Annotated in this window: 16 protein-coding genes; 5 read left to right on the top strand and 11 right to left on the bottom strand. The window is 70.6% G+C overall.

The genetic code is table 11. The features are described from left to right. Positions 1-48 precede the first annotated feature (48 nt). Positions 49-1,263 carry a bifunctional phosphopantothenoylcysteine decarboxylase/phosphopantothenate--cysteine ligase CoaBC gene (coaBC, locus tag BJP65_RS14200; protein ID WP_070409561.1) on the top strand — a complete coding sequence of 405 codons (1,215 nt, stop codon included), beginning with the start codon at positions 49-51 and terminating at the stop codon, positions 1,261-1,263. 63 nt (positions 1,264-1,326) lie between these two features. On the opposite strand, the gene BJP65_RS14195 is transcribed toward coaBC, so the two are convergent. The 9 genes from BJP65_RS14195 to BJP65_RS14155 form a co-directional block, all read right to left on the bottom strand. Next, positions 1,327-1,992, bottom strand: a complete 666-nt coding sequence (locus BJP65_RS14195; protein ID WP_070409560.1) for a peroxiredoxin-like family protein — start codon at positions 1,990-1,992, stop codon at positions 1,327-1,329. A gap of 339 nt (positions 1,993-2,331) precedes the next feature. Further along, positions 2,332-3,471 carry a DUF2510 domain-containing protein gene (locus tag BJP65_RS16900; protein ID WP_070409559.1) on the bottom strand — a complete coding sequence of 380 codons (1,140 nt, stop codon included), beginning with the start codon at positions 3,469-3,471 and terminating at the stop codon, positions 2,332-2,334. 66 nt (positions 3,472-3,537) lie between these two features. After that, positions 3,538-6,951, bottom strand: a complete 3,414-nt coding sequence (locus BJP65_RS14185; protein WP_070409558.1) for an error-prone DNA polymerase — start codon at positions 6,949-6,951, stop codon at positions 3,538-3,540. A gap of 138 nt (positions 6,952-7,089) precedes the next feature. After that, positions 7,090-8,634: a DNA polymerase Y family protein gene (locus tag BJP65_RS14180; protein WP_070409557.1), complete on the bottom strand. Its 1,545-nt coding sequence runs from the start codon at positions 8,632-8,634 to the stop codon at positions 7,090-7,092. Further along, positions 8,634-9,350, bottom strand: a complete 717-nt coding sequence (locus BJP65_RS14175; RefSeq protein WP_055839451.1) for a hypothetical protein — start codon at positions 9,348-9,350, stop codon at positions 8,634-8,636. Before BJP65_RS14175 ends, BJP65_RS14180 begins: the two co-directional genes overlap by 1 nt. Before the next feature lie 199 nt (positions 9,351-9,549). Next, on the bottom strand, positions 9,550-10,107 hold the full coding sequence (locus tag BJP65_RS14170) for a cysteine hydrolase family protein (protein ID WP_070409556.1): 558 nt from the start codon (positions 10,105-10,107) through the stop codon (positions 9,550-9,552). Positions 10,108-10,166: 59 nt separating this feature from the next. Beyond that, entirely contained in the window at positions 10,167-10,664 is a 498-nt protein-coding gene (locus tag BJP65_RS14165; RefSeq protein ID WP_055838194.1) for an HNH endonuclease, read from the bottom strand. A gap of 342 nt (positions 10,665-11,006) precedes the next feature. Beyond that, on the bottom strand, positions 11,007-11,726 hold the full coding sequence (locus tag BJP65_RS14160; protein ID WP_235560563.1) for a M23 family metallopeptidase: 720 nt from the start codon (positions 11,724-11,726) through the stop codon (positions 11,007-11,009). A 426-nt stretch (positions 11,727-12,152) separates the two neighbouring features. Continuing rightward, positions 12,153-12,851, bottom strand: a complete 699-nt coding sequence (locus BJP65_RS14155; protein ID WP_055838197.1) for a metal-dependent transcriptional regulator — start codon at positions 12,849-12,851, stop codon at positions 12,153-12,155. Between the two features lie 98 nt (positions 12,852-12,949). On the opposite strand from BJP65_RS14155, the gene serC reads away from it, so the two are divergent. After that, positions 12,950-14,071, top strand: coding sequence for a phosphoserine transaminase (gene serC / locus BJP65_RS14150; RefSeq protein WP_070409554.1), 1,122 nt, complete (start codon positions 12,950-12,952; stop codon positions 14,069-14,071). Positions 14,072-14,148: 77 nt separating this feature from the next. Here serC and BJP65_RS14145 read toward each other — a convergent pair whose 3' ends face one another. After that, positions 14,149-14,820 carry a DUF3027 domain-containing protein gene (locus BJP65_RS14145; RefSeq protein WP_070409553.1) on the bottom strand — a complete coding sequence of 224 codons (672 nt, stop codon included), beginning with the start codon at positions 14,818-14,820 and terminating at the stop codon, positions 14,149-14,151. Then, positions 14,804-15,187 carry a cold-shock protein gene (locus tag BJP65_RS14140; protein ID WP_055838206.1) on the bottom strand — a complete coding sequence of 128 codons (384 nt, stop codon included), beginning with the start codon at positions 15,185-15,187 and terminating at the stop codon, positions 14,804-14,806. The genes BJP65_RS14145 and BJP65_RS14140 overlap by 17 nt, the downstream gene beginning before the upstream one ends. Before the next feature lie 107 nt (positions 15,188-15,294). Here BJP65_RS14140 and BJP65_RS14135 point away from each other — a divergent pair, with 107 nt between their 5' ends. The 3 genes from BJP65_RS14135 to BJP65_RS14125 all read left to right on the top strand — a co-directional run bounded on the left by BJP65_RS14135 (position 15,295) and on the right by BJP65_RS14125 (position 19,033). Continuing rightward, complete coding sequence (locus BJP65_RS14135; protein WP_070409552.1) at positions 15,295-15,576, top strand: multidrug ABC transporter ATPase; 282 nt, start codon at positions 15,295-15,297, stop codon at positions 15,574-15,576. Position 15,577: 1 nt separating this feature from the next. Continuing rightward, positions 15,578-17,308: a helicase-associated domain-containing protein gene (locus BJP65_RS14130; RefSeq protein ID WP_070409551.1), complete on the top strand. Its 1,731-nt coding sequence runs from the start codon at positions 15,578-15,580 to the stop codon at positions 17,306-17,308. A gap of 75 nt (positions 17,309-17,383) precedes the next feature. Continuing rightward, complete coding sequence (locus BJP65_RS14125) at positions 17,384-19,033, top strand: DNA repair helicase XPB (protein WP_055838215.1); 1,650 nt, start codon at positions 17,384-17,386, stop codon at positions 19,031-19,033. Positions 19,034-19,101 lie beyond the last annotated feature (68 nt).

The following is a 19,101-nucleotide window of genomic DNA, read 5'->3' as shown; positions in this document are numbered from 1 at the left end:
AGCGGCGCCCGCCACCCGCCAACCCAGCCGACCTGGAAGACTGGGGCGATGTTCGTCGTGGTGGGAGTGACCGGGGGCATCGCCGCCTACAAGAGCGTCAGCCTCGTGCGACTGTTGGTCAAAGCGGGACACGACGTGCACGTGGTGCCGACCGACGACGCACTGCGCTTCGTGGGTCTGCCGACGTGGGAGGCCCTGAGCCGCAACCCCGTCACGACGTCGGTGCACGATGACGTCGCCCGTGTGCGCCACGTCGCGCTCGGACAAGCGGCCGACCTCGTCATCGTCGCCCCCGCGACCGCCAACACCCTGGCCGCGATGACGGCGGGCTTGGCCTCCGACCTGCTCGGGACGACACTGCTCGCCACGACCGCGCCGGTCGTGGTGGCCCCGGCGATGCACACCGAGATGTGGCGGCACCCGGCGACGACGCACAACATGACCGTGCTCCGCGCGCGCGGGGTGCACGTCGTGGGTCCCGCCGACGGAGTCCTCACCGGCGGCGATTCCGGACCCGGACGCATGTCGGAGCCGGAGGAGATCGCGGCGGCGGCCCTCGCTCTCGTCGAACGCCCGCGCGACCTCGACGGTCTGTCGATCGTCGTGAGCGCCGGAGGCACGCGTGAGCCGATCGATCCCGTGCGTTTCCTGGGCAATCGCTCGAGCGGACGCCAGGGGGTCGCGATCGCCCGCGCCGCCGCCGACCGTGGCGCGCGGGTGACCCTCGTGGCCGCGCACCTCGACGCCGACGTGCGCCCCGATCCACGCGTCGAGGTGATCGCTGCGGGTACCGCCGAGCAACTCGGACGGGCGATGGATGCCGCGACTCCCGACGCCGACGTGATCGTCATGGCCGCGGCGGTCGCCGACTACTCGGTGGCCACGGTCGCCGAGCACAAGCTCCGCAAGCAGGACTCCCCCGGCGGTCTGACCCTCGAGCTGGTCGAGAATCGCGACATCGTCGCCGGGCTGGTCGAGCGCCGCCGGCCGGGGCAGACGGTCGTCGCCTTCGCCGCCGAGACGGTGGGTAGCGACGAGGAACTGCTCGAACGCGCTCGCGCGAAGGCCGCGCGCAAGGGCGTCGATCTGCTGGCCGCCAACGCGGTCGGGTGGTCGCGAGGGTTCGAGACCGCCGACAACTCCCTCACGATCGTCGGTCGCGACGGTGGGGTCGTGGCCACGGCATCCGGTTCGAAGGACGACACCGCGCACGCCCTGCTCGATGCGATCGTCGCGGCGCGAGCGTCGACGCTCGAGGCCTGACGCCGGTGGACCGTGTCGCACGGGTGCAGGAGGACGAGCGGCCCGCCGCCCGTCCTCCCCGGGTCATTCGCTGCGAGCGCCGTCGACCGCGTCGATGATCCTGCCCGGCTCCGTACGCGTCGTGTAATCGACGTGGACATCGGCGAAGCGCACCACACCGGCGGCGTCGATCAGGTACACCGAGGGGAACGGGACGCGAGCGGTCTCGTCGGCGTTGCTGTCGGCGACGTCGAAGCCGAGTTCCGTGTGCGCCGCGCGCGCGTCGACGCTCGGCTCGGTGACGATGCCGAAGCGTTCGGCGAGCGTGTTCGCGGGGTCCGAGAGCACGGTGAACTCCAACGACCCGTTCGTCGTACTCTGGGCCGATCCGTCGGGCGTCTGCGGCGAGATCGCGATGAGCTGGACTCCGCGGTCCTGCAGCGCGGGCAGTAGTTGCTCCTGGTAGGTGCGCAGAGTGATGTTGCAGTACGGGCACCACGCACCGCGGTAGAACACGACGACCGACGCGGCTCCGGCCCGGGCCTTGGAGAACGTCGTCGCCGCCCCCTCCGCGGTGACGAGCTCGGCATCCGGGGCGTCGTCACCCACGTCGAGCGCCCCCGCCGGGACGCCGGCGCTGCGAAGGGCGGCCTGCTCGTCGGAGAAGACCGCCGACAGTCGGTCTCCGATCTGCGCCTCGAACCCGGCGGTGAAGTCGTCGATCTGCTGCGCGATGGACGGTGTGGACATGCGTCGCCTCCCGGCGGAATCGGCGTCACGCGCCGGCTCCAGAAACCTAGGTCCGCCCGCAGGGGTCGGGGCTGTTCCCGTCATCCACCGAGACGTGACGTCACGAGACGTCACGAAGGGTGCGCCTCATCCCCGCGGCCCCCTCTCAGGCACGGGACTTCTCGAACACGGGCCTTCTCCGACGGCCCCGCTCCGACGTGGCTTCCCAGACAGGGGCCTCTCAGACACGGGGCCTCCCAGACAGGGGGCCCTCCAGAAACGGAGCCTCCCAGACGAGGGCTCTCCAGGGCACGAGGCGGGTCTCAGGTGGGGGCCCGCTCGGGGCCCCCACCTCGTCACTCAATAACCGAGGTTGTATTGGGCCTCTTCGATGAGGGTGAAGACCTGCGTCAGGATGATCACGAACCAGATCGCGGCGATGACGATCGAGACGACCGTCACGACGATCGACGCCCAGACGGGGGCGAGCCCGCTGCCCGTGCGTCGCCGCAGCACCACGCCACGACCGATGACGTAGACCAAGCCGCTGCCGATGACGAGCACCAGGAAGCTCCACGCCCAGTGGAACGGCTTCTCGACGCCACGGGCTCGGAGTTGGCGCCAGTCGAGGAACGAGAACAAGACGACGAGGGCGCCCAGGACGACGCTCGCCAGAGTGGCAACCGTCGAGACGATGGCGTCGGTGCCCATCGCACCGGGTTCGCCGTACAGGCCGGCGTAGAAGGACTCCCGGATGTACGACGACCAGTCGAAGAGGAACAGCGACAGCACGCCCGCCAGCGGCAGGAAGACGACCAACCACACCCAGACGGTGTTCGTGGGGATGTCGCGACGCAGCACGGGCTGGGCGCCGACCGACGGCGCGGCGGGATAACCGCCGTACCCGGCGGGGGCGGGCGTTCCGGGGTACGCCGGCGCCGACGAGTACGCGGGAGCGGCCGAGGGCGGAGTGACGGGGTACGCGGCGGGCGGTGCGGACGCGAACGGCGCGCTGGGTGCCGGAGGCGCCGGGATCGCACTGGGTGCCGGAGGCGCGGGGCTCGCGCTGGGTGCCGGAGGCGCGGGGCTCGCGCTGGGTGCCGGAGGAGCGGGAACCTCGCTGTGCGCTGCCGGTGCGGAGGCTCCGGCCGGGGACGCCGACGGGGCGTCGGTCTGCGCGGCCGTGGTGGCATGGTCGCTCGTCGATGCAGGCGCGGCGGGGTCGTTCGACGCCTCACCGGAGAGGGCAGGCTCCTCCGCGGCTCCGGCGGACGTCGGGGTCGACTCGGGGGCGAACCCGTGGGCGGCGGTGTCGGCGTCGTCGGACACCGGAGCCGACTCGGACGCGGAACCCGAGTCCTGCGCGGCCACCTGCGGAACCCCGTCGCCGTGCACGGGGCGCACCTCATCGGTCCAGGCGGTGCCGTCCCACCGGCGCAGGCCGTCGCCGCCTGCGGGGTCGGGATACCAGCCTTCGGGCGGAGTGGGTGTGTCGGTCATGTCGTTTCCCCTGTCGTGGTGCGGAACCGGGCGAGATTGCCCCGAGTCTAGTGACGGCGCCCGACATCACCGGAAGTCCCGGGACGCGTGCGCGACGCCGACCTGCAGATCGGTGAAGCCGTCGGCGACCACATTGGTCACTCCCTCGACGGATCGTTCGAGCATGCCCCGCACGATGAGGGCGGGTGATTCCCGCGCGACCCGCCGGTATCTGTTCCACACCCCCACCGAGCAGATGATGTTCATCAGCCCGTGCTCGTCTTCGAGGTTGAGGAAGGTGATGCCGGATGCCGTGGCCGGGCGCTGCCGATGGGTGACGAGCCCCGCCACCTCGATGCGACGATCGGCCTCGAAGGTGCGGAGCTCCCGCGAGGTGAGCACCCCGCGCGCGTCGAGCGCCGAGCGGAAGTGGGTGAGCGGGTGGTCGTCGGCCGAGAGCCCGGTCGCCCAGAGATCGGCCGCGAGCACCTCGTAACTCGACGGGTCGGTGAACAGCGGCGGCTGCACGGCCACGAGCGAGTCGGGAAGGAACTCGGCGCGATCGAGCGCCGCCGACCCGGCCAGCCAGATCGCCTCGCGTCGGGTATGCCCCAGGCTCTCGAAGGCCCCCGCTGTGGCGAGCGCCTCGAGTTGCGCCGTGACAAGTCCCGTGCGCCGCACGAGGTCGCGTTGATCTCGATAGGGGCCGCCCCGCTCACGTTCGGCGACGATGCGCTCGGCGACCTTCTTGCCGATCCCGGTCACTCCGGCGAGCCCCAGGCGCACGACGAACCCGCCGTCTCGGCGATGGGCGAGGGTCTCGTCGGGCTCCGACGCATCGAAGTCCCCCGTCGGGGACTGCTCCGCGTGCGCGCAGGCGTCGAGACCCGTCGGGGCGCGGGCGCCCGTCTCGTCGACCGGCTCGAGACCCGCTTCGACGCTCGAGCGCAGCAGGTCGGGCCGCCGTACGGTCACCCCGTGCCGGCGGGCATCGGCGGTGAGGGTGGCGGGTGAGTAGAACCCCATGGGCTGGGCGCGCAGCAGGCCGGCGAGGAACGCCGCCGGGTAATGCAGCTTGATCCACGAGCTCGCGTACACCAGCAGCGCGAACGACAGCGAATGCGATTCGGCGAAACCGAAGTTCGCGAACGCCTGGATCTTCGCGTACAGATCGTCGGCGACCTGACCGACCAGACCGTTCTGCGCCATGCCCTCGTACAGCTTCTCGCGCAGGGAGTCGATACGCTCGAGCCCCCGCTTGGACCCCATGGCCCGGCGCAGCAGGTCGGCGTCTTCGGCAGAGCAGTTGCCGATGGCGACGGCCATCTGCATGAGCTGCTCCTGGAACACCGGCACTCCCATCGTCCGCTCCAGCACCGGCTCGAGCTTGGGATGCACGTAGGTGACGGGCTCCTGTCCGAGCTTGCGTCGAACGAACGGATGCACGGCACCGCCCTGGATGGGTCCCGGGCGGATGAGAGCGATCTGCACGACCAGGTCGTAGAACTTCCGCGGCTGCAGACGCGGCAGCAATCCCATCTGCGCGCGGGATTCCACCTGGAACACCCCGATCGAGTCGGCGCGGCACAGCATGTCGTAGACGGCCTTCTCTTCTTTCGGCAGCGTGGACAGCTCCCACGCCTCGCCCGTGGCATCGCGGATCAGGTCGAAGCAGTACTGCAGCGCCGCGAGCATGCCGAGCCCCAGCAGGTCGAACTTCACCAGCCCCATCCACGCGGCGTCGTCTTTGTCCCACTGGATGACCGTGCGGTTCTCCATGCGCGCATGCTCGATCGGCACGACCTCACCCACCGGGCGATCGGTGAGCACCATGCCTCCGGAGTGGATGCCGAGGTGGCGAGGCGCTTTCAGCAGCTCCGACGCGAACTCGATGACCTGATCGGGGATGTCGTGATCCGCACCGGTTTCGAGCGTCGCTCCCCACCGTTCGACCTGCTTCGACCAGGCGTCTTGCTGGCCCGGCGAGTGCCCGAGCGCCCGAGCCATGTCACGGACGGCGTTCTTGGGACGGTACTGGATGACATTCGCCACCTGCGCCGCACGCTCGCGCCCGTACTCCTTGTAGACCCACTGGATGATCTCTTCGCGGCGATCGGAGTCGAAGTCGACGTCGATGTCGGGCTCTTCGTCGCGCAGGCTCGACAGGAAACGCTCGAAGGGCAGCTTGTAGAAGATCGAGTCGACCGCGGTGATGTCGAGCAGGAAGCACACCGCGCTGTTCGCCGCCGACCCGCGCCCCTGGCACAGGATGCCGCGCCGCCGGGCCTCGGCGACGATGCCGTAGACGATGAGGAAGTACCCCGGGAAGTCCTTCATCTCGATCACACCGAGTTCGCGTTCGATGCGGTTGCGATCCTCGTCGGAGAGCCGGGGGTACTTGCGCGGTACGGCCTCCCACACCAGATGCCGCAGCCAGGACATGGGGGTATGCCCCTCGGGGACGTCTTGGCGCGGAAGCGCGGGCTTGGCGCGGCGCAACGGGAAGGCGACCTCGTCGGCGAGCGTCACGGTGCGCGCCACCGCTCCGGGATACCGGGCGAACCGCGCCGCCATCTCGACCCCCGAGCGCAGGTGCGCGCCGGCGTGCGCGGGAAGCCACCCGTCGAGTTCGTCGAGACCACGATTGGCGCGCACGGCGGCCACGGCGGCGGCGAGGAGCTCTTTCTGCGGAGCGGCGTAGTGCACGTTGTTCGTCGCGAGGATCGGCAGCCCCCGCTCGGCGGCGAGCGCCGCGAGCACGTCGTTGCGTCTGGAGTCGAGAGGACTGCCGTGATCCATCAGCTCGACGTACACGGCCTCGGGGCCGAACAGGTCGACGAGGGTGTCGAGTTCGCGCGCGGCCCCCGTGGGCCCTTCGAACGCCAGAGCTCGGCGCACCGTGCCCTTGCGGCATCCGGTGAGCACCGCCCAGTGCGGATCGCTGGCACCGCCCGCGCGTTCGGCCAGGTCGGCGAGGTCGTAGACGGGACGCCCCTTCTCGGCACCGCTGAGCTGCGCGTGGGTGATCGCGGCGGCGAGGCGGTGATAGCCCTCTTCGCGGCGTGCGAGCACGAGCAGATGCGATCCGCCCGGGTCGGCCTCGCCGTTCTGCGGCCCCGTGAGACCCAGCGACAGTTCTGCACCGAAGACGGTGTTCACCGTGCGCGCCTCGGCGGCCTCGGCGAAGCGCACGATGCCGTAGAACCCGTCGTGGTCGGTGAGGGCGAGGGCGTGCAGGCCCAGTCGTTCGGCTTCTTCGACGAGTTCTTCGGGCGACGAGGCTCCGTCGAGGAACGAGTACGACGAGTGCGCGTGCAACTCGGCGTACGGCACGGTGTCGGCCGGGCGCGCGATCGTCGGCGGCACGTAGGCGCCGCGCTTGTGCGACCAGGCGGGGCTGTCGCCCCCGTCACCGTTCGGCGGGGCACCGGTCGGGCGTCGGGCGTCGCTGAGCACGCGCTCGAGTTCCGACCATTTCACCGGCGGATTGTTCCAGCCCATCGGCGCACCTCCGCCCGGGTTCTGTTCATCGATGGGGAGCCGACGGCGGGCGCGAGGCCCGCACCGCCCGAGGGGGCATCGCCGGTGCTGCTGCCGCCGCGGCCCGATGTTCGTCGAGAGGAGTGGTGGAGCCGAACCTCAGTCATAGCGTCCCTCCGCCCGCCACTCCCCTTCTTCGACCACCAGCAACCAGGCGCCCCCCTCGGCGTCGATCACTTGGAACCGATGCGCCCTGCGCCGTCGCAGGGGATCCCATCCGCGTTCGCTGATCGGCCAGGGCCCCGCCCATTCGCTGATGCGTCGCCGCTGTCCCGCCGTCTCGAGCACCGCCGGTGGAGCGCTGAGCGCGTCGCGCTCCCCCACCGTCACCGGGGCTCCCGCGATGTCGGTGACCCCGACCGGTCGTGGTTCGGGGTAGACGGTGGCCGGCAGCGGATCGGGCAGACTGCCGGGCCAGGGGCGCGCGCGTTCCTTCGCCGTCACGGCTCGGTCTCCCCAGGGCACGAGCACCTGCCGTTCGGCCAGCCAGCGTCCCCCGCCGATCACGGGAGTGACTACTTCGCGGTGGCCGAGCATGGCCTGCACGCGCGAGAGGGCATGGTGGACGCGTTCGTCGGGCCCCGCCCCGAACAGCCCCTTGGCGTGGTGGGCGGCGGCGTCGACGGCCTCGGGCTCGATGTGCACGCCCGCCACGCCGCTGCCGAAGATGCCCTGGGCGTCTTCGGCGAGCTGCCAGCGCACCCGGTCGACCACCGCGGCGGCGTCGAACGATCCGGGATGCAGCCACACGCGTTCGCTGCGCTCGGCCCGCTCACCCGTCAGCACGACACGCAGCTCGGTGCACACCAGGTCGTGGGCCCCCAATCGGGCGATGAACTCCTCGGCCGCCACGCGCATGCCGAAGGCGATCTGGTCGGCGAGTTCGAGGGGAGGCTCGAAGGCGACGTCGCGGTGCAGCTCGGGTGGAGGGGTGCGCGGCTGCACGGGTTGCGAGTCGAGTCCTCCCGCCAGCGCATGCAGGCGCACTCCCCGCTCTCCGAAGCGTTCCCGCACCCGTTCGGCCGCGAGAGCGGCCAGATCGCCGAGGGTGTGCACGCCCAACCGAGAGAGCAGACTGCCGAACTCCTCGTCGTCGAGGGTGGCGATCGACAGCGGTGAGAGGAACGCCGCAGCGTCACCGGGCGCCACGATGCGCACGGGCTCTTCGACGGAGGCCGAGCGGGCGGCATGCTCGGCGGTGAAGACACCGTCGGCGACGCTCGCCCGCACCTCGCCGAAGCCGTCGTCGTGGAGGAGGCGGATCAGTAGGCGCGCCGCCTCGGCTTCGCCACCGTAGTAGCGCGCCGGACCCCGCGCCCGCAGTGCGCACAATCCCGGCCGCATGATCTGCACCCCGGGGGCGCGTTCCTCGATGCGGGCCACGACGGGCGCGAACACACGCGCATCGCGCACCGGGTCGGCGGGGACCACCTGGAGGGTCGAACACAGGGCCTGAGCGTCACGGCGTTTCTGACCTCGTCGCACCCCCTGCGCGCGGGCGGCCCACGAGCTGGCGACGACGAGGTTGTGGGAGAACACCGCCACCGGGGCCTCGGGGCGAGGAGGCGTGACGGCCTCGGCGACGAACGCCGTGATCGGCCAATCGGGAAACCAGAGCACGAGGCTGCGCGTGGGAGCCTGCATCAGCCGACCGCTCTCGGACGATACTCGTCGCGCTCGCGCGGCACGAGGCGTTCGGTGGGCGTACCCAGCAGCTCGACTGACCCGTCGGCCGCGGGCAGCAGCATGCGCGCCCGACGGGCGTGGGGCGAGCGTCGACTGCTCACCGAGACGGTGAGTTCACGCCCTGCCAGGTACCCGTGCCCCTGACCGAGGCCCGTCCATCGCGGGTCGGCGACGTCGATCACCGCTTCGGCCTGTGGCCAGGCGCCCTGCACCAGCAGTACGGCTCCGCGGTCGCGCAGCCGGGCGGCCAGGCGTGTGGTCTCGGCACCCCCACGGGCCGCCGTGGAACCCGACGGCGGGCGGACGGCCACGACCGGCAGCACCTCGGCGATCGTCGCCGTCACCGCCAGCCATCTCGGCCCCGGGTCGGGGATGAAGACCAGACGATCGAGGTCGAGGCCGTACTTCTCGGCGGCCTCGGCTCCCAGCTCGGGCATACCGATCACGCCGCACCACGAACCGTCTTGCGAGGGCCGGGCCAGCAGGGCGAGCAGCAGCGATGCGGATCGGGCGAGGGCATAGGCCGACCCCGCCCGCAGACCGCCCCCGGGAAGCAGGGACGAGAAAGCCGGATGCGTGGGCAGCACCGGGGCGTCCATGCGCCGGCCCTGCATGCGCTCCAAACGATCGCGCAGCGCGTGGATGTCGGGTACGGCCTGTACCTGGTCTCTCACGATCGCCCTCACTCCCACAGGCTAGAACATTTGTTCTAGTGCCTCAATCCCTGTGGGTCGAAGATACGATCGACCTCCGACATTGTCGTCGTCCCCTCGCGCGACGGCACGACGCCGCGGGCCCGACGCCGCGCGCACCGACCGGCAGCAGCCCCGACGCGAGGTGCCGACGCCCCCGCGACGCGAGGGGCGACGCGTCTCAGACCAGGTCGACGGTCGCCGCGATCCGCGCGAATCCGCCCTGCTGCAGCACGACGGCCGTGTTCGCCATCAGCTCGGCAGCCGTCCGGGTCACCGTTCCGAGCCCCGCGACCTCACCGCTCAGATCGAAGGTGCGCGTGGCATCCAGAACGACCGTCACCTCGTAACCGAGGTTGCCGGCCATGCGCGCCGTGGTCTCGACGCACATGTTGGTCTGGATGCCGCAGATCACCAGTTCGCGGATGCCGTTCTCGCCCAACCAGGCGTGCAGGTCGGGGTCGCCGTAGAAGGCCGAATTGACGTTCTTCGTCACCCGCAGGTCGGCTGAGACCTTCGCGACCGCATCGACCAGCGCGTTACCGCCTTCGTCCGGGTGCAGGGGCGATCCGGGCGACGCCGAATCGTGCCGCACGACGACGATCGGCTCGCCCTCACGCTGCCACGCCTCGATCAGGGCGGTGACGTTGCGCTCGCAATCGGGGTTGGCGGTCGGCCCCCAGAAGTCGAGGTCGTCGAATCCGCGCTGCATGTCGATGACGATCAGGGCACGAGGCATGCCCCCATCCCATCACCCGGATGCCGGGGACGCCAGCGCCGCAAAGACGGCGACGACGCTCACGCCGCCAGGGCCAGGTACGGCTCCCACCGCGGATCGCTCTTGTCGACGCCGCGCACGGTCCAGGACGATCCGCGCGGGGGCGCCGGCACCAGACGGAGATCCCAGTGCATCTCCTGGGGGGTGCGATCGCCCTTGACGTTGTTGCAGTGCAGGCAGCAGGCCACGAGGTTCTCCCAGGTGTCCTTGCCCCCGCGCGAACGCGGCAGCACGTGGTCGATCGTCGACGCCGCCTTGCCGCAGTACCCGCAGCGGTGCGCGTCGCGACGCAGCACCCCGCGCCGCGTGACCGGCACCTGCCGCGCCCCCGGCACCCGCACGTAGCGGGTCAGGATGATGACCGCCGGGCGATCGTAGGTCCCCGCCGCGGCCCAGACCGGATCCTCGTCGATGCGTTCCACGACCGTGGCCTTGTCGTTCATCACGAGCACGAGGGCCCGTTTGAACGACACGACCGCCAGGGGCTCGTATCCCGCGTTCAATACCAGTGTGCGCATTCACGTCTCCTCTCGAATGGCCGAGACGGCTTCTCGGATGTTCGACTTGCGACGACGGCCCGCGCGCAGGGCATGAAAAAAGGCGCTGTCTAGACAGACAGCGCCTCGGAAGTCGCGGCGACACCGCGGCATCCGAACACACGATGCCGAAGAACGAGCAGGCCGAGCGCATCCATGGTGCGGATGCGAGGCCTGATGCTCATCGGGCTTTCCCTTCGGTTGTTCCGACGTCGGAGACAGGCTAACCCACCCCGACACGCCCGGGGGCGGCGGGATCGGGAAACGAGAAACGGCGTGTCGGAGAACATCGTTCTCCGGCACGCCGTCTCTCGTTCGGTCTGATCAGCCGGCGTTCTGCTGCAGCCAGGCGTAGGGATCGACGACCGATCCGTTGATGTGCACCTCGAAGTGCAGGTGGTTCGCGGTCGAGCTTCCGGTCGAGCCGACGAGGCCGATGAGCTGGCCCGCGGCGACCGTCTGACCGGCCTGCACCTGGCGGCTGCCGTACGTCATGTGGCCGTAGGTGGTCGACACCTTCTGGCCGTTGATGACGTGCTCGATCACGATGCCCACGCCGTAGCCGCCGAAGCTCTCGGAGGAGGTGCTCACGACGCCGGCGGCGGCGGCGAAGATGGGCTGCCCACCCGGGGCGAGCAGGTCGACGCCCTGATGGTAGCCGGAGTCCCACAGGCCACGGCCGAGCACGTAGCTCGACAGGGGCCAGCGCACCTCGCCCGAGCCGGGGGCCGTCATGTTCAAGTCGATCGACGAGACCGAGGCGCCGGCATTGGATGCCAGCTGGCGGGCACGCTCCGCAGCTGCGGCGGCAGCGGCTTCGCGGTCCTTCTTCTGCTGGATCTCGTCGGCGGTGGTCGCCGAGTAGCTGCTGCGGTCGAGCGTCTCGGCGGCGGCGTCGGAGGCCACGACCAGCGACTGGTTGTCGGGGGCCGACACCTGCTGCAGGGTCATCGTCTCGGCCGCGGGCATGGTCGCCGCGTAGGCCGGGATGGCGACGGTGGCGACGAGACCGGCGACCATCGTCAGGATCACGGCACTGCGCACGGGCTTGCCGTGGCGACGCGGTCCCGAGGGACGTCGTGCGGGGGCGGTGCGAGAGGGCGGCGGAGTCGCCGACGTCGAGACCGCCACGGGTCGCTGCGGGGGTCGAGCGACGGCTGCGCGCGCGCTCTTACGGGTGAGACCCGTCGTCGGAACCTCGGGTAGGTCCCCGACGGGATCGGTGGTTTCAGCCAAAAGTCCTCCGGCGCCTCTGCGTCCAGGACGCTAGCTCGTCAGCACTCGATGGGGCACGATGTGCGGGCTTCACCCTCTGCAGACGACGAGCCGATGAGGCAAACCGCGAGGGGTCCGACGGCGGGCTTCTCGCCTGTGGACTCTCGAAGGCTACCCGAAGATAACGAACAAGTCACGCTCCGATCACCGTGTTCAGGCAATGCTCGGTCGCGGAACGCGGGGGTGTCGGCAGGCTCAGTCCTCGGCGACGAGGAAGATGTGCGACGCCACCTCGACCGGCAACTCGAGACCGTCCTCGATGCCCTCCATCTGCACCAGCACGTATCCCTCGTTGAAGCGATAGTCGCCGCGCGCCCCCGGGAGCACCCCGGCGGCCTTGAGCTGCTGGAGCAGCTCGGGGTCGACCTGCGCGGGTTCGGCCAGGCGGCGCACCGTGCCGGTGATCGGATGCCCGGCGTCGGTGAGCTTGCGGACGAGTCCGACGACACCGTCGTCGAACGTGGAGCTGGCCGCATCGCCCAGCTGGTCGAGTCCCGGAATCGGGTTGCCGTACGGCGACTCGGTGGGGTGGCCGAGCAGTTCGACGAGGCGGCGTTCCACCTGCTCGCTCATCACGTGCTCCCAGCGGCAGGCCTCGTCGTGCACGTAGGCCCAGTCGAGGCCGATGACGTCGCTGAGCAGGCGCTCGGCGAGACGGTGCTTGCGCATGACGTCGACGGCCTTCTGGCGGCCGGTGCCGGTCAGCTCGAGACGGCGGTCCTCCGAGACGACCACCAAGCCGTCGCGTTCCATGCGTCCGACCGTCTGCGAGACGGTCGGGCCCGAGTGGCCGAGGCGTTCCGAGATGCGGGCCCGCAGGGGCACGATCTTCTCTTCCTCGAGCTCGAGGATCGTGCGCAGGTACATCTCGGTGGTGTCGATGAGATCTGTCATTCGGGTGTCCTCGGCGTCGCGCGGCTGGAACCTCCAGCCTACCGACCCCCTCCGTCATGAGCGCGGGAAGCCCGCGGAGGGGACCATAGAATCGAGCCATGTCGCACGTGGAACTGCCCACAGGTCTCCTGCCCGCCGACGGTCGCTTCGGGTGCGGCCCCTCGAAAGTGCGCGGTGCGCAGCTCGAGTCGCTCGTCACCCGCGGAGCCTCGATCCTGGGTACCTCGCACCGCCAGGCGCCGGTGAAGAACCTCGTCGCGAGCACGCGCGAGCGTCTCGCCCAGCTCTTCCGCCTTCCCGACGGGTACGAGATCATCCTCGGCAACGGTGGATCGACCGCCTTCTGGGATGCCGCCTCCTTCGGCCTCATCGAGAACCGCAGCCAGAACCTGGTCTTCGGTGAGTTCGGCGGCAAGTTCGCCGCCGCTGCCGCCGCGCCCTGGCTGCAGGCGCCCGACGTCCGTCGCGCCGAGCCCGGCACCCGCACGGTCGCCGAGCCGGTCGAAGGCGTCGATGTGTACGCCTGGCCGCACAACGAGACCTCCACGGGCGTCGCCGCCCCGGTCGAGCGCGTACACGGCGATGCCGGCGCCCTCACCGTCGTCGACGCGACCAGCGCCGCCGGCGGCATCGACTTCGACGTCGCCCAGGCCGACGTGTACTACTTCGCCCCGCAGAAGAACCTCGGTTCCGACGGCGGCCTCTGGTACGCCGCGGTGTCGCCGGCCGCGATCGAGCGCATCGAGCGGATCGCCGCATCCGGTCGGTACATCCCCGAGTTCCTGAGCCTGAAGAACGCGGTCGACAACTCGCGCCTGCAGCAGACGCTCAACACCCCGGCGTTGGCCACCCTGCTGCTCCTCGACGACCAGCTCGGATGGATCCTCGACAACGGCGGACTGAGCTGGGCGGGCGCACGCACGGCTGAGTCCTCGGCCGCCCTGTACGAGTGGGCGTCCGCGAGCGCCGTCGCGACGCCGTTCGTCTCGTCTCCCGCCGACCGCTCCCCCGTCGTGGTCACGATCGACTTCGACGACTCCATCGATGCCGCGGCGATCGCGAAGAGCCTGCGCGCGAACGGGATCGTCGACACCGAGCCCTACCGCAAGCTGGGCCGCAACCAGCTGCGCGTCGCGACGTTCGTCTCGATCGAGCCCGACGACGTGCGCCGCCTGATCGGGGCCATCGACTACACGATCGAGCACCTGCCGACCGCCTGACATCGGGCGGGCCTGCGGGCCCGCACATGACGAAGGCCGTCCCGCTCGCGCGGGACGGCCTTCGTCATGTGCGCCCGTCAGTAACTGCGGTCGTCGCCGCCGTGCACATCGTCTTCGTCGTCGGAGTCGTCGCCCTCGACGCCGCCGTCCGAGTCTTCGTCTTCGTCCGAATCATCGTCGTCGTACGAGTCGTCCTGCGCGTCATCGTCACGCGTCGCGTCCGCGCGTTCGTCACCGTCCGCGTCGAGCTCGTCGATGTCGACACCGTCGAGGTCGCCCGCGTGGAAACGTGCTTTCGGCCCGTCGTCGTCGAGCTCGTCCTCGTCGTCTTCGAGGTCGTCTTCGTCGTCGAGGTCATCGTCTTCGGTGTCGTCGACGTCGGAGTCGTCGGCATCCGCGCCGATGCCCGCCGCGGCCGTTGCCGCCTGGGCGGCCTGGTACTCGGCGAGACGCGTCGCCCACGGCACCCAGTCCGGGGCCAGCAGAGCGCCGTCACCGGGCATGAGTTCGGCTTCGAGCACGGTGGGCTCCGCGTCGTCGACGACGGCCACGCTCACGGTCCAGAACCAGCCGGGGTAGCCGGCGAGACGCGTGTGGAACCGCAACGACACCACACCGTCGTCCTCGATCGCGTAGCCCGCGGCCGGACCGATACCGTCGGCCGGCGTGATCTCGCGCAGGGCGGCGAGAGCCAGGTCGTGAGCGCCGATCAGGCGCTCGTCGACGGGCTGCTCAGGCTTCGAAGTCATCGGCGACCTTGCGCAGCACCGCGGCGATCTTCTGCGCGTGCGGCCCGTTGGGGTAGCGGCCGCGACGCAGGTCGCCACCGATGCCGTCGAGCAGCTTCACGAGGTCTTCGACGATGATCGCCATGTCGTCGGCGGGCTTGCGCGAGCGCTTCGACAGACTCACCGGCGCATCGAGCACGCGCACCGAGAGCGCCTGCAGACCGCGCTTGCCGTCAGCGACACCGAACTCGAGACGGGTGCCGGCCTTGGGCCCGGGTGTCCCGGCGGGCAGGGCGGTGGCGTGCAGGAACACGTCCTGGCCGTCATCGGTGACGATGAAGCCGAAGCCCTTCTCGTCGTCGTAGAACCTGACCTTGCCGGTGGGCATGGACACCTCGCTGGATGAGTGCGCGGAGCGCACGGCGGAACACGGAACCCGATCGGATGCCGGCCTCTCAGCCTACGCCACCGCCGCCAGGCAGTAGGCTGAGCCCGATGAGCACCCGCACCTCCCGCGACAGCACGCCGGGCGACGACGTCCTGGTCCGCCGCATCGACCGCGTCCTGGCGTTCATGTCGCTGGGGCTGCTGGCCCTCGCGATCGTGTGCTTCTTCTCGGTCATCATCGGATCGAGCTCCGGTGCCGACATGCGCTCCGGCGTGTGGCCGACCGTGGGCCTGCTCACCTACTTCGCACCCCCTGTGGCCTTCGCCTGTCTGTTGGCCGTGCTCATCATGAGCTTCGTGCGAAGGGCCCGGGCGAACAAGGCCCGCTGACGTGCCCGAGACCTCCGCACAACGCGCACTGGCGGTCTCGTTGAGCGCGCGCCCCGACGCCGATCTGGCTCGGCTGTTCGCCGATCGCCAGGTCTCCCCCTCGAGCACCTGGCGCGACATGTTCGACGCCGCCGAGGCGCTGCTCGACCCCGCCTCCGTCACGCGCGGGCTCGTCGCACTCCCGCGCTCCGCAGCGCTCGCCCTCCTCGCCGCCGTCGCGGGCGAACCGGCCCCCGAACCGCAACGCTCCGAGCTGGCATCCCGAGCACTCGTCGACGACGACGGCCACCCGTTCCCCAGCGTGGTCGACGCGGTGCGACAGGTCGCGCCCGACGGCATCGCCGACATGAGTGATCCCCGATCCGGCCACGGGGCTGCGGCGGTCGACGCCGAAGCCGCCGCCGAAGCCGCCTTCACCAGCGCCGCCTCGGTGGCCGACATCCTGCTGCTCACCCTCGACGCTCCCCTCGGACGCATCGGGTCGGGCTCGCTCGGCGCGAGCGAGCGTCGACGCCTGGTCGACGCCGGCGCGGTGTCGACCCCGGCCGAAGCCGACCTCCTCGTCGGTCTCGCGTTCGCCGTCGGCCTGCTCGGCACGAACGAGCGCGCCTGGCTGGTGTCGCCGACCGGGCGCGAGTGGTTGCGTCTGCCGACGCTCGAACGCTGGGAACGCACCGCCGCGGCGCTCCGCGACGCCCTTCCCGCCGCCTTCCGCAGCGCGGCCGGCGGATGGATCCCGCGGGGGCAGTGGCCCGGCGCCACCCCCTTCGACCCCGACGGCCCCGAGCGCGCCGCGGTCTGGGCGCAGCGGCTCGAGCGCTGGGGACTCCTCGACGTGGCCGGCGGTGTCCCCGCGTGGGCCCGAGACCTCTCCGACGGCGGTTCCGTCGACGTCTCGGCGCTGCGCGACCTGCTTCCCCCCGAGGTCGACCGCGTCTATCTGCAGAACGATCTCACCGCCATCGCCCCGGGCCCCCTGGCGCCGCATCTCGATGTGCGTCTGCGCTCCATGGCCGCGCGCGAGTCGCGCGCACAGGCCTCCAGCTACCGCTTCAGCGCGGCCACGATCGGCGCCGCCATCACGGCCGGCGAGACCGCCGACTCCCTGCGCGAGTTCCTCTCGGGACTGTCGCTGACCGGACTGCCACAGCCGCTCGCCTACGTCATCGAACGCACGGCGGCCGAGCACGGACGCGTGCGCGTCGCCGCCGATCCGACGTCCCTTCTCACGCGCGTCACGACCGAAGACGAGACCCTGCGGCGCTCGATGGACGTCGACCAGTCGCTGCGGTCGGTCGCCCTGACGCGCACCGGCGACGAGCTCGTCTCGCATGTGTCGGCCGACGTCGTGTTCTGGGCGTTGACCGATGCGCACTACCCCGCCGTGGCCGTCGACGCCGAGGGGCGCCCGCGGGCGCTCGAGCGCGCGAAGCTCGCGGCCGAGACGGCGTCCGACCACGATCCCGTCGACACGTACACGCCGCTGCTCTCGCGCTTGCGCACCGGCGCAGACGATTCGGATGCCGCCTGGCTCGAGCGCGAGCTCGATCAAGCCGTGCGGGCCCGCGCCGTGGTCGACGTGACGGTGCGGCTTCCCGACGGCTCGGCCCGCGTGTTCCGCCTCGAAGCCACGGGCCTCGGTGGCGGACGCCTGCGCGGCCGCGATCGCGCCGCCGACGTCGAGCGCACTCTGCCGCTGTCGCATATCGACGCGGTCTCGCTCGTGGGGTGAGGACGGTCGAGCCTCACCCGGTCGAGCCCTGCCCGGTCGACCGACCGGTCCTGGACCCCGGTAGACTCGAACGCTATGGCTGACGGCCCCCTGATCGTGCAGAGCGACCGCACCGTCCTCCTCGAGGTCGCACACCCCGAGGCAGAGACGGCGCGGCATGAGCTCGCAGTTTTCGCCGAGCTCGAGCGCGCACCCGAGCACATCCACACCTACCGCATCACCCGTCTGGGCCTGTGGAACGCCCGCGCGGCCGGACACGACGCCGAGGCGATGCTGCAGACCCTCGACCGCTGGTCGCGCTTCCCGGTGCCCGCATCGGTGAGCACCGACATCCGCGAGACGGTCAACCGGTACGGTCGCCTGGTCATCGAGCGCAACGACGACAAAGAGCTCGTGCTGCGCTCGACCGACCCCGCGGTCCTCAGCGAGGTGTCGCGCAACAAGCGCATCGCTCCGCTCCTGATCGGTCACCCCACCCCCGACAGCTACCTCGTCGACGCGTGGGCGCGCGGACACATCAAGCAGGAGCTGCTGAAGATCGGGTGGCCGGCCGAAGACCTCGCCGGGTACACCCCCGGAACCCCGCACGCGATCGACCTCGCCGAAGACGGCTGGAGCCTGCGTCCCTACCAGCGCCAGGCCGTCGACTCCTTCTCCGAGGGAGGATCCGGCGTCGTCGTGCTCCCCTGCGGTGCCGGCAAGACGCTCGTGGGCGCCGCGGCCATGGCCGACACGCGCACGACCACCCTCATCCTCGTGACGAACACCGTGAGCGCCCGTCAGTGGCGCGACGAGTTGCTGCGGCGCACGAGCCTCACCGCCGAGGAGATCGGCGAGTACTCCGGTCAGGTGAAAGAGATCAAGCCCGTCACCATCGCGACTTACCAGATCCTGACCGCCAAGCGGAAGGGCGAGTACGCCCACCTCGCACTGCTCGATGCGCTCGACTGGGGTCTCGTGCTGTACGACGAGGTGCACCTGCTGCCCGCTCCGGTGTTCAAGCTCACGGCCGATCTGCAGGCCCGACGTCGACTCGGCCTCACCGCGACGCTCGTGCGCGAAGACGGTCGTGAGGGCGACGTGTTCAGCCTCATCGGCCCGAAGCGCTTCGACGCGCCGTGGAAAGAGATCGAGGCCCAGGGCTTCATCTCCCCCGCCGCCTGCTACGAGGTGCGCATCGACCTCCCCGCCGACGAACGTCTCGAGTACGCGGCCGCCGCCGACGAGGACCGTTACCGGCTGGCGGCGACCGCCCCCGCCAAGATCGACGTCGCGCGGCGCCTGGTCGAGCGGCATCCGGGCGAGCGGGTGCTCGTGATCGGGCAGTACCTCGATCAGATCGACGAGCTCGCGCAGGCTCTGGACGCCCCTCAGATCACCGGGGCGACCCCGATCCCGGAGCGTGAGGAGCTCTTCCAGGGCTTCCGCGACGGCAGCATCCCGCTGCTCGTGGTGTCGAAGGTGGCCAACTTCTCGGTCGATCTGCCCGAGGCCTCCGTCGCGATCCAGGTGTCGGGTTCGTTCGGGTCGCGTCAAGAAGAGGCCCAGCGCCTCGGACGACTGCTGCGACCCAAGCAGTCTCAGCACACGGCGAGCTTCTACACGCTCATCGCGCGCGACACCGTCGACCAGGATTTCGCGCAGAACCGGCAGCGTTTCCTCGCCGAACAGGGCTACGCCTACACGATTCTGGATGCCGACGGGATCGACGCCGCAGCCGCCTGACCCATATCAGCGTGCGGCTTTCCGTTCCATATCCAGCGCATTGCTGGGTGCAGTCACGATAATGAGGG

Source organism: Microbacterium sp. BH-3-3-3, from assembly GCF_001792815.1.
Classification (GTDB): domain Bacteria; phylum Actinomycetota; class Actinomycetes; order Actinomycetales; family Microbacteriaceae; genus Microbacterium.
Note: the sequence above shows the minus strand (reverse complement) of the source record. Positions and strands in the feature narration are given on the sequence as shown.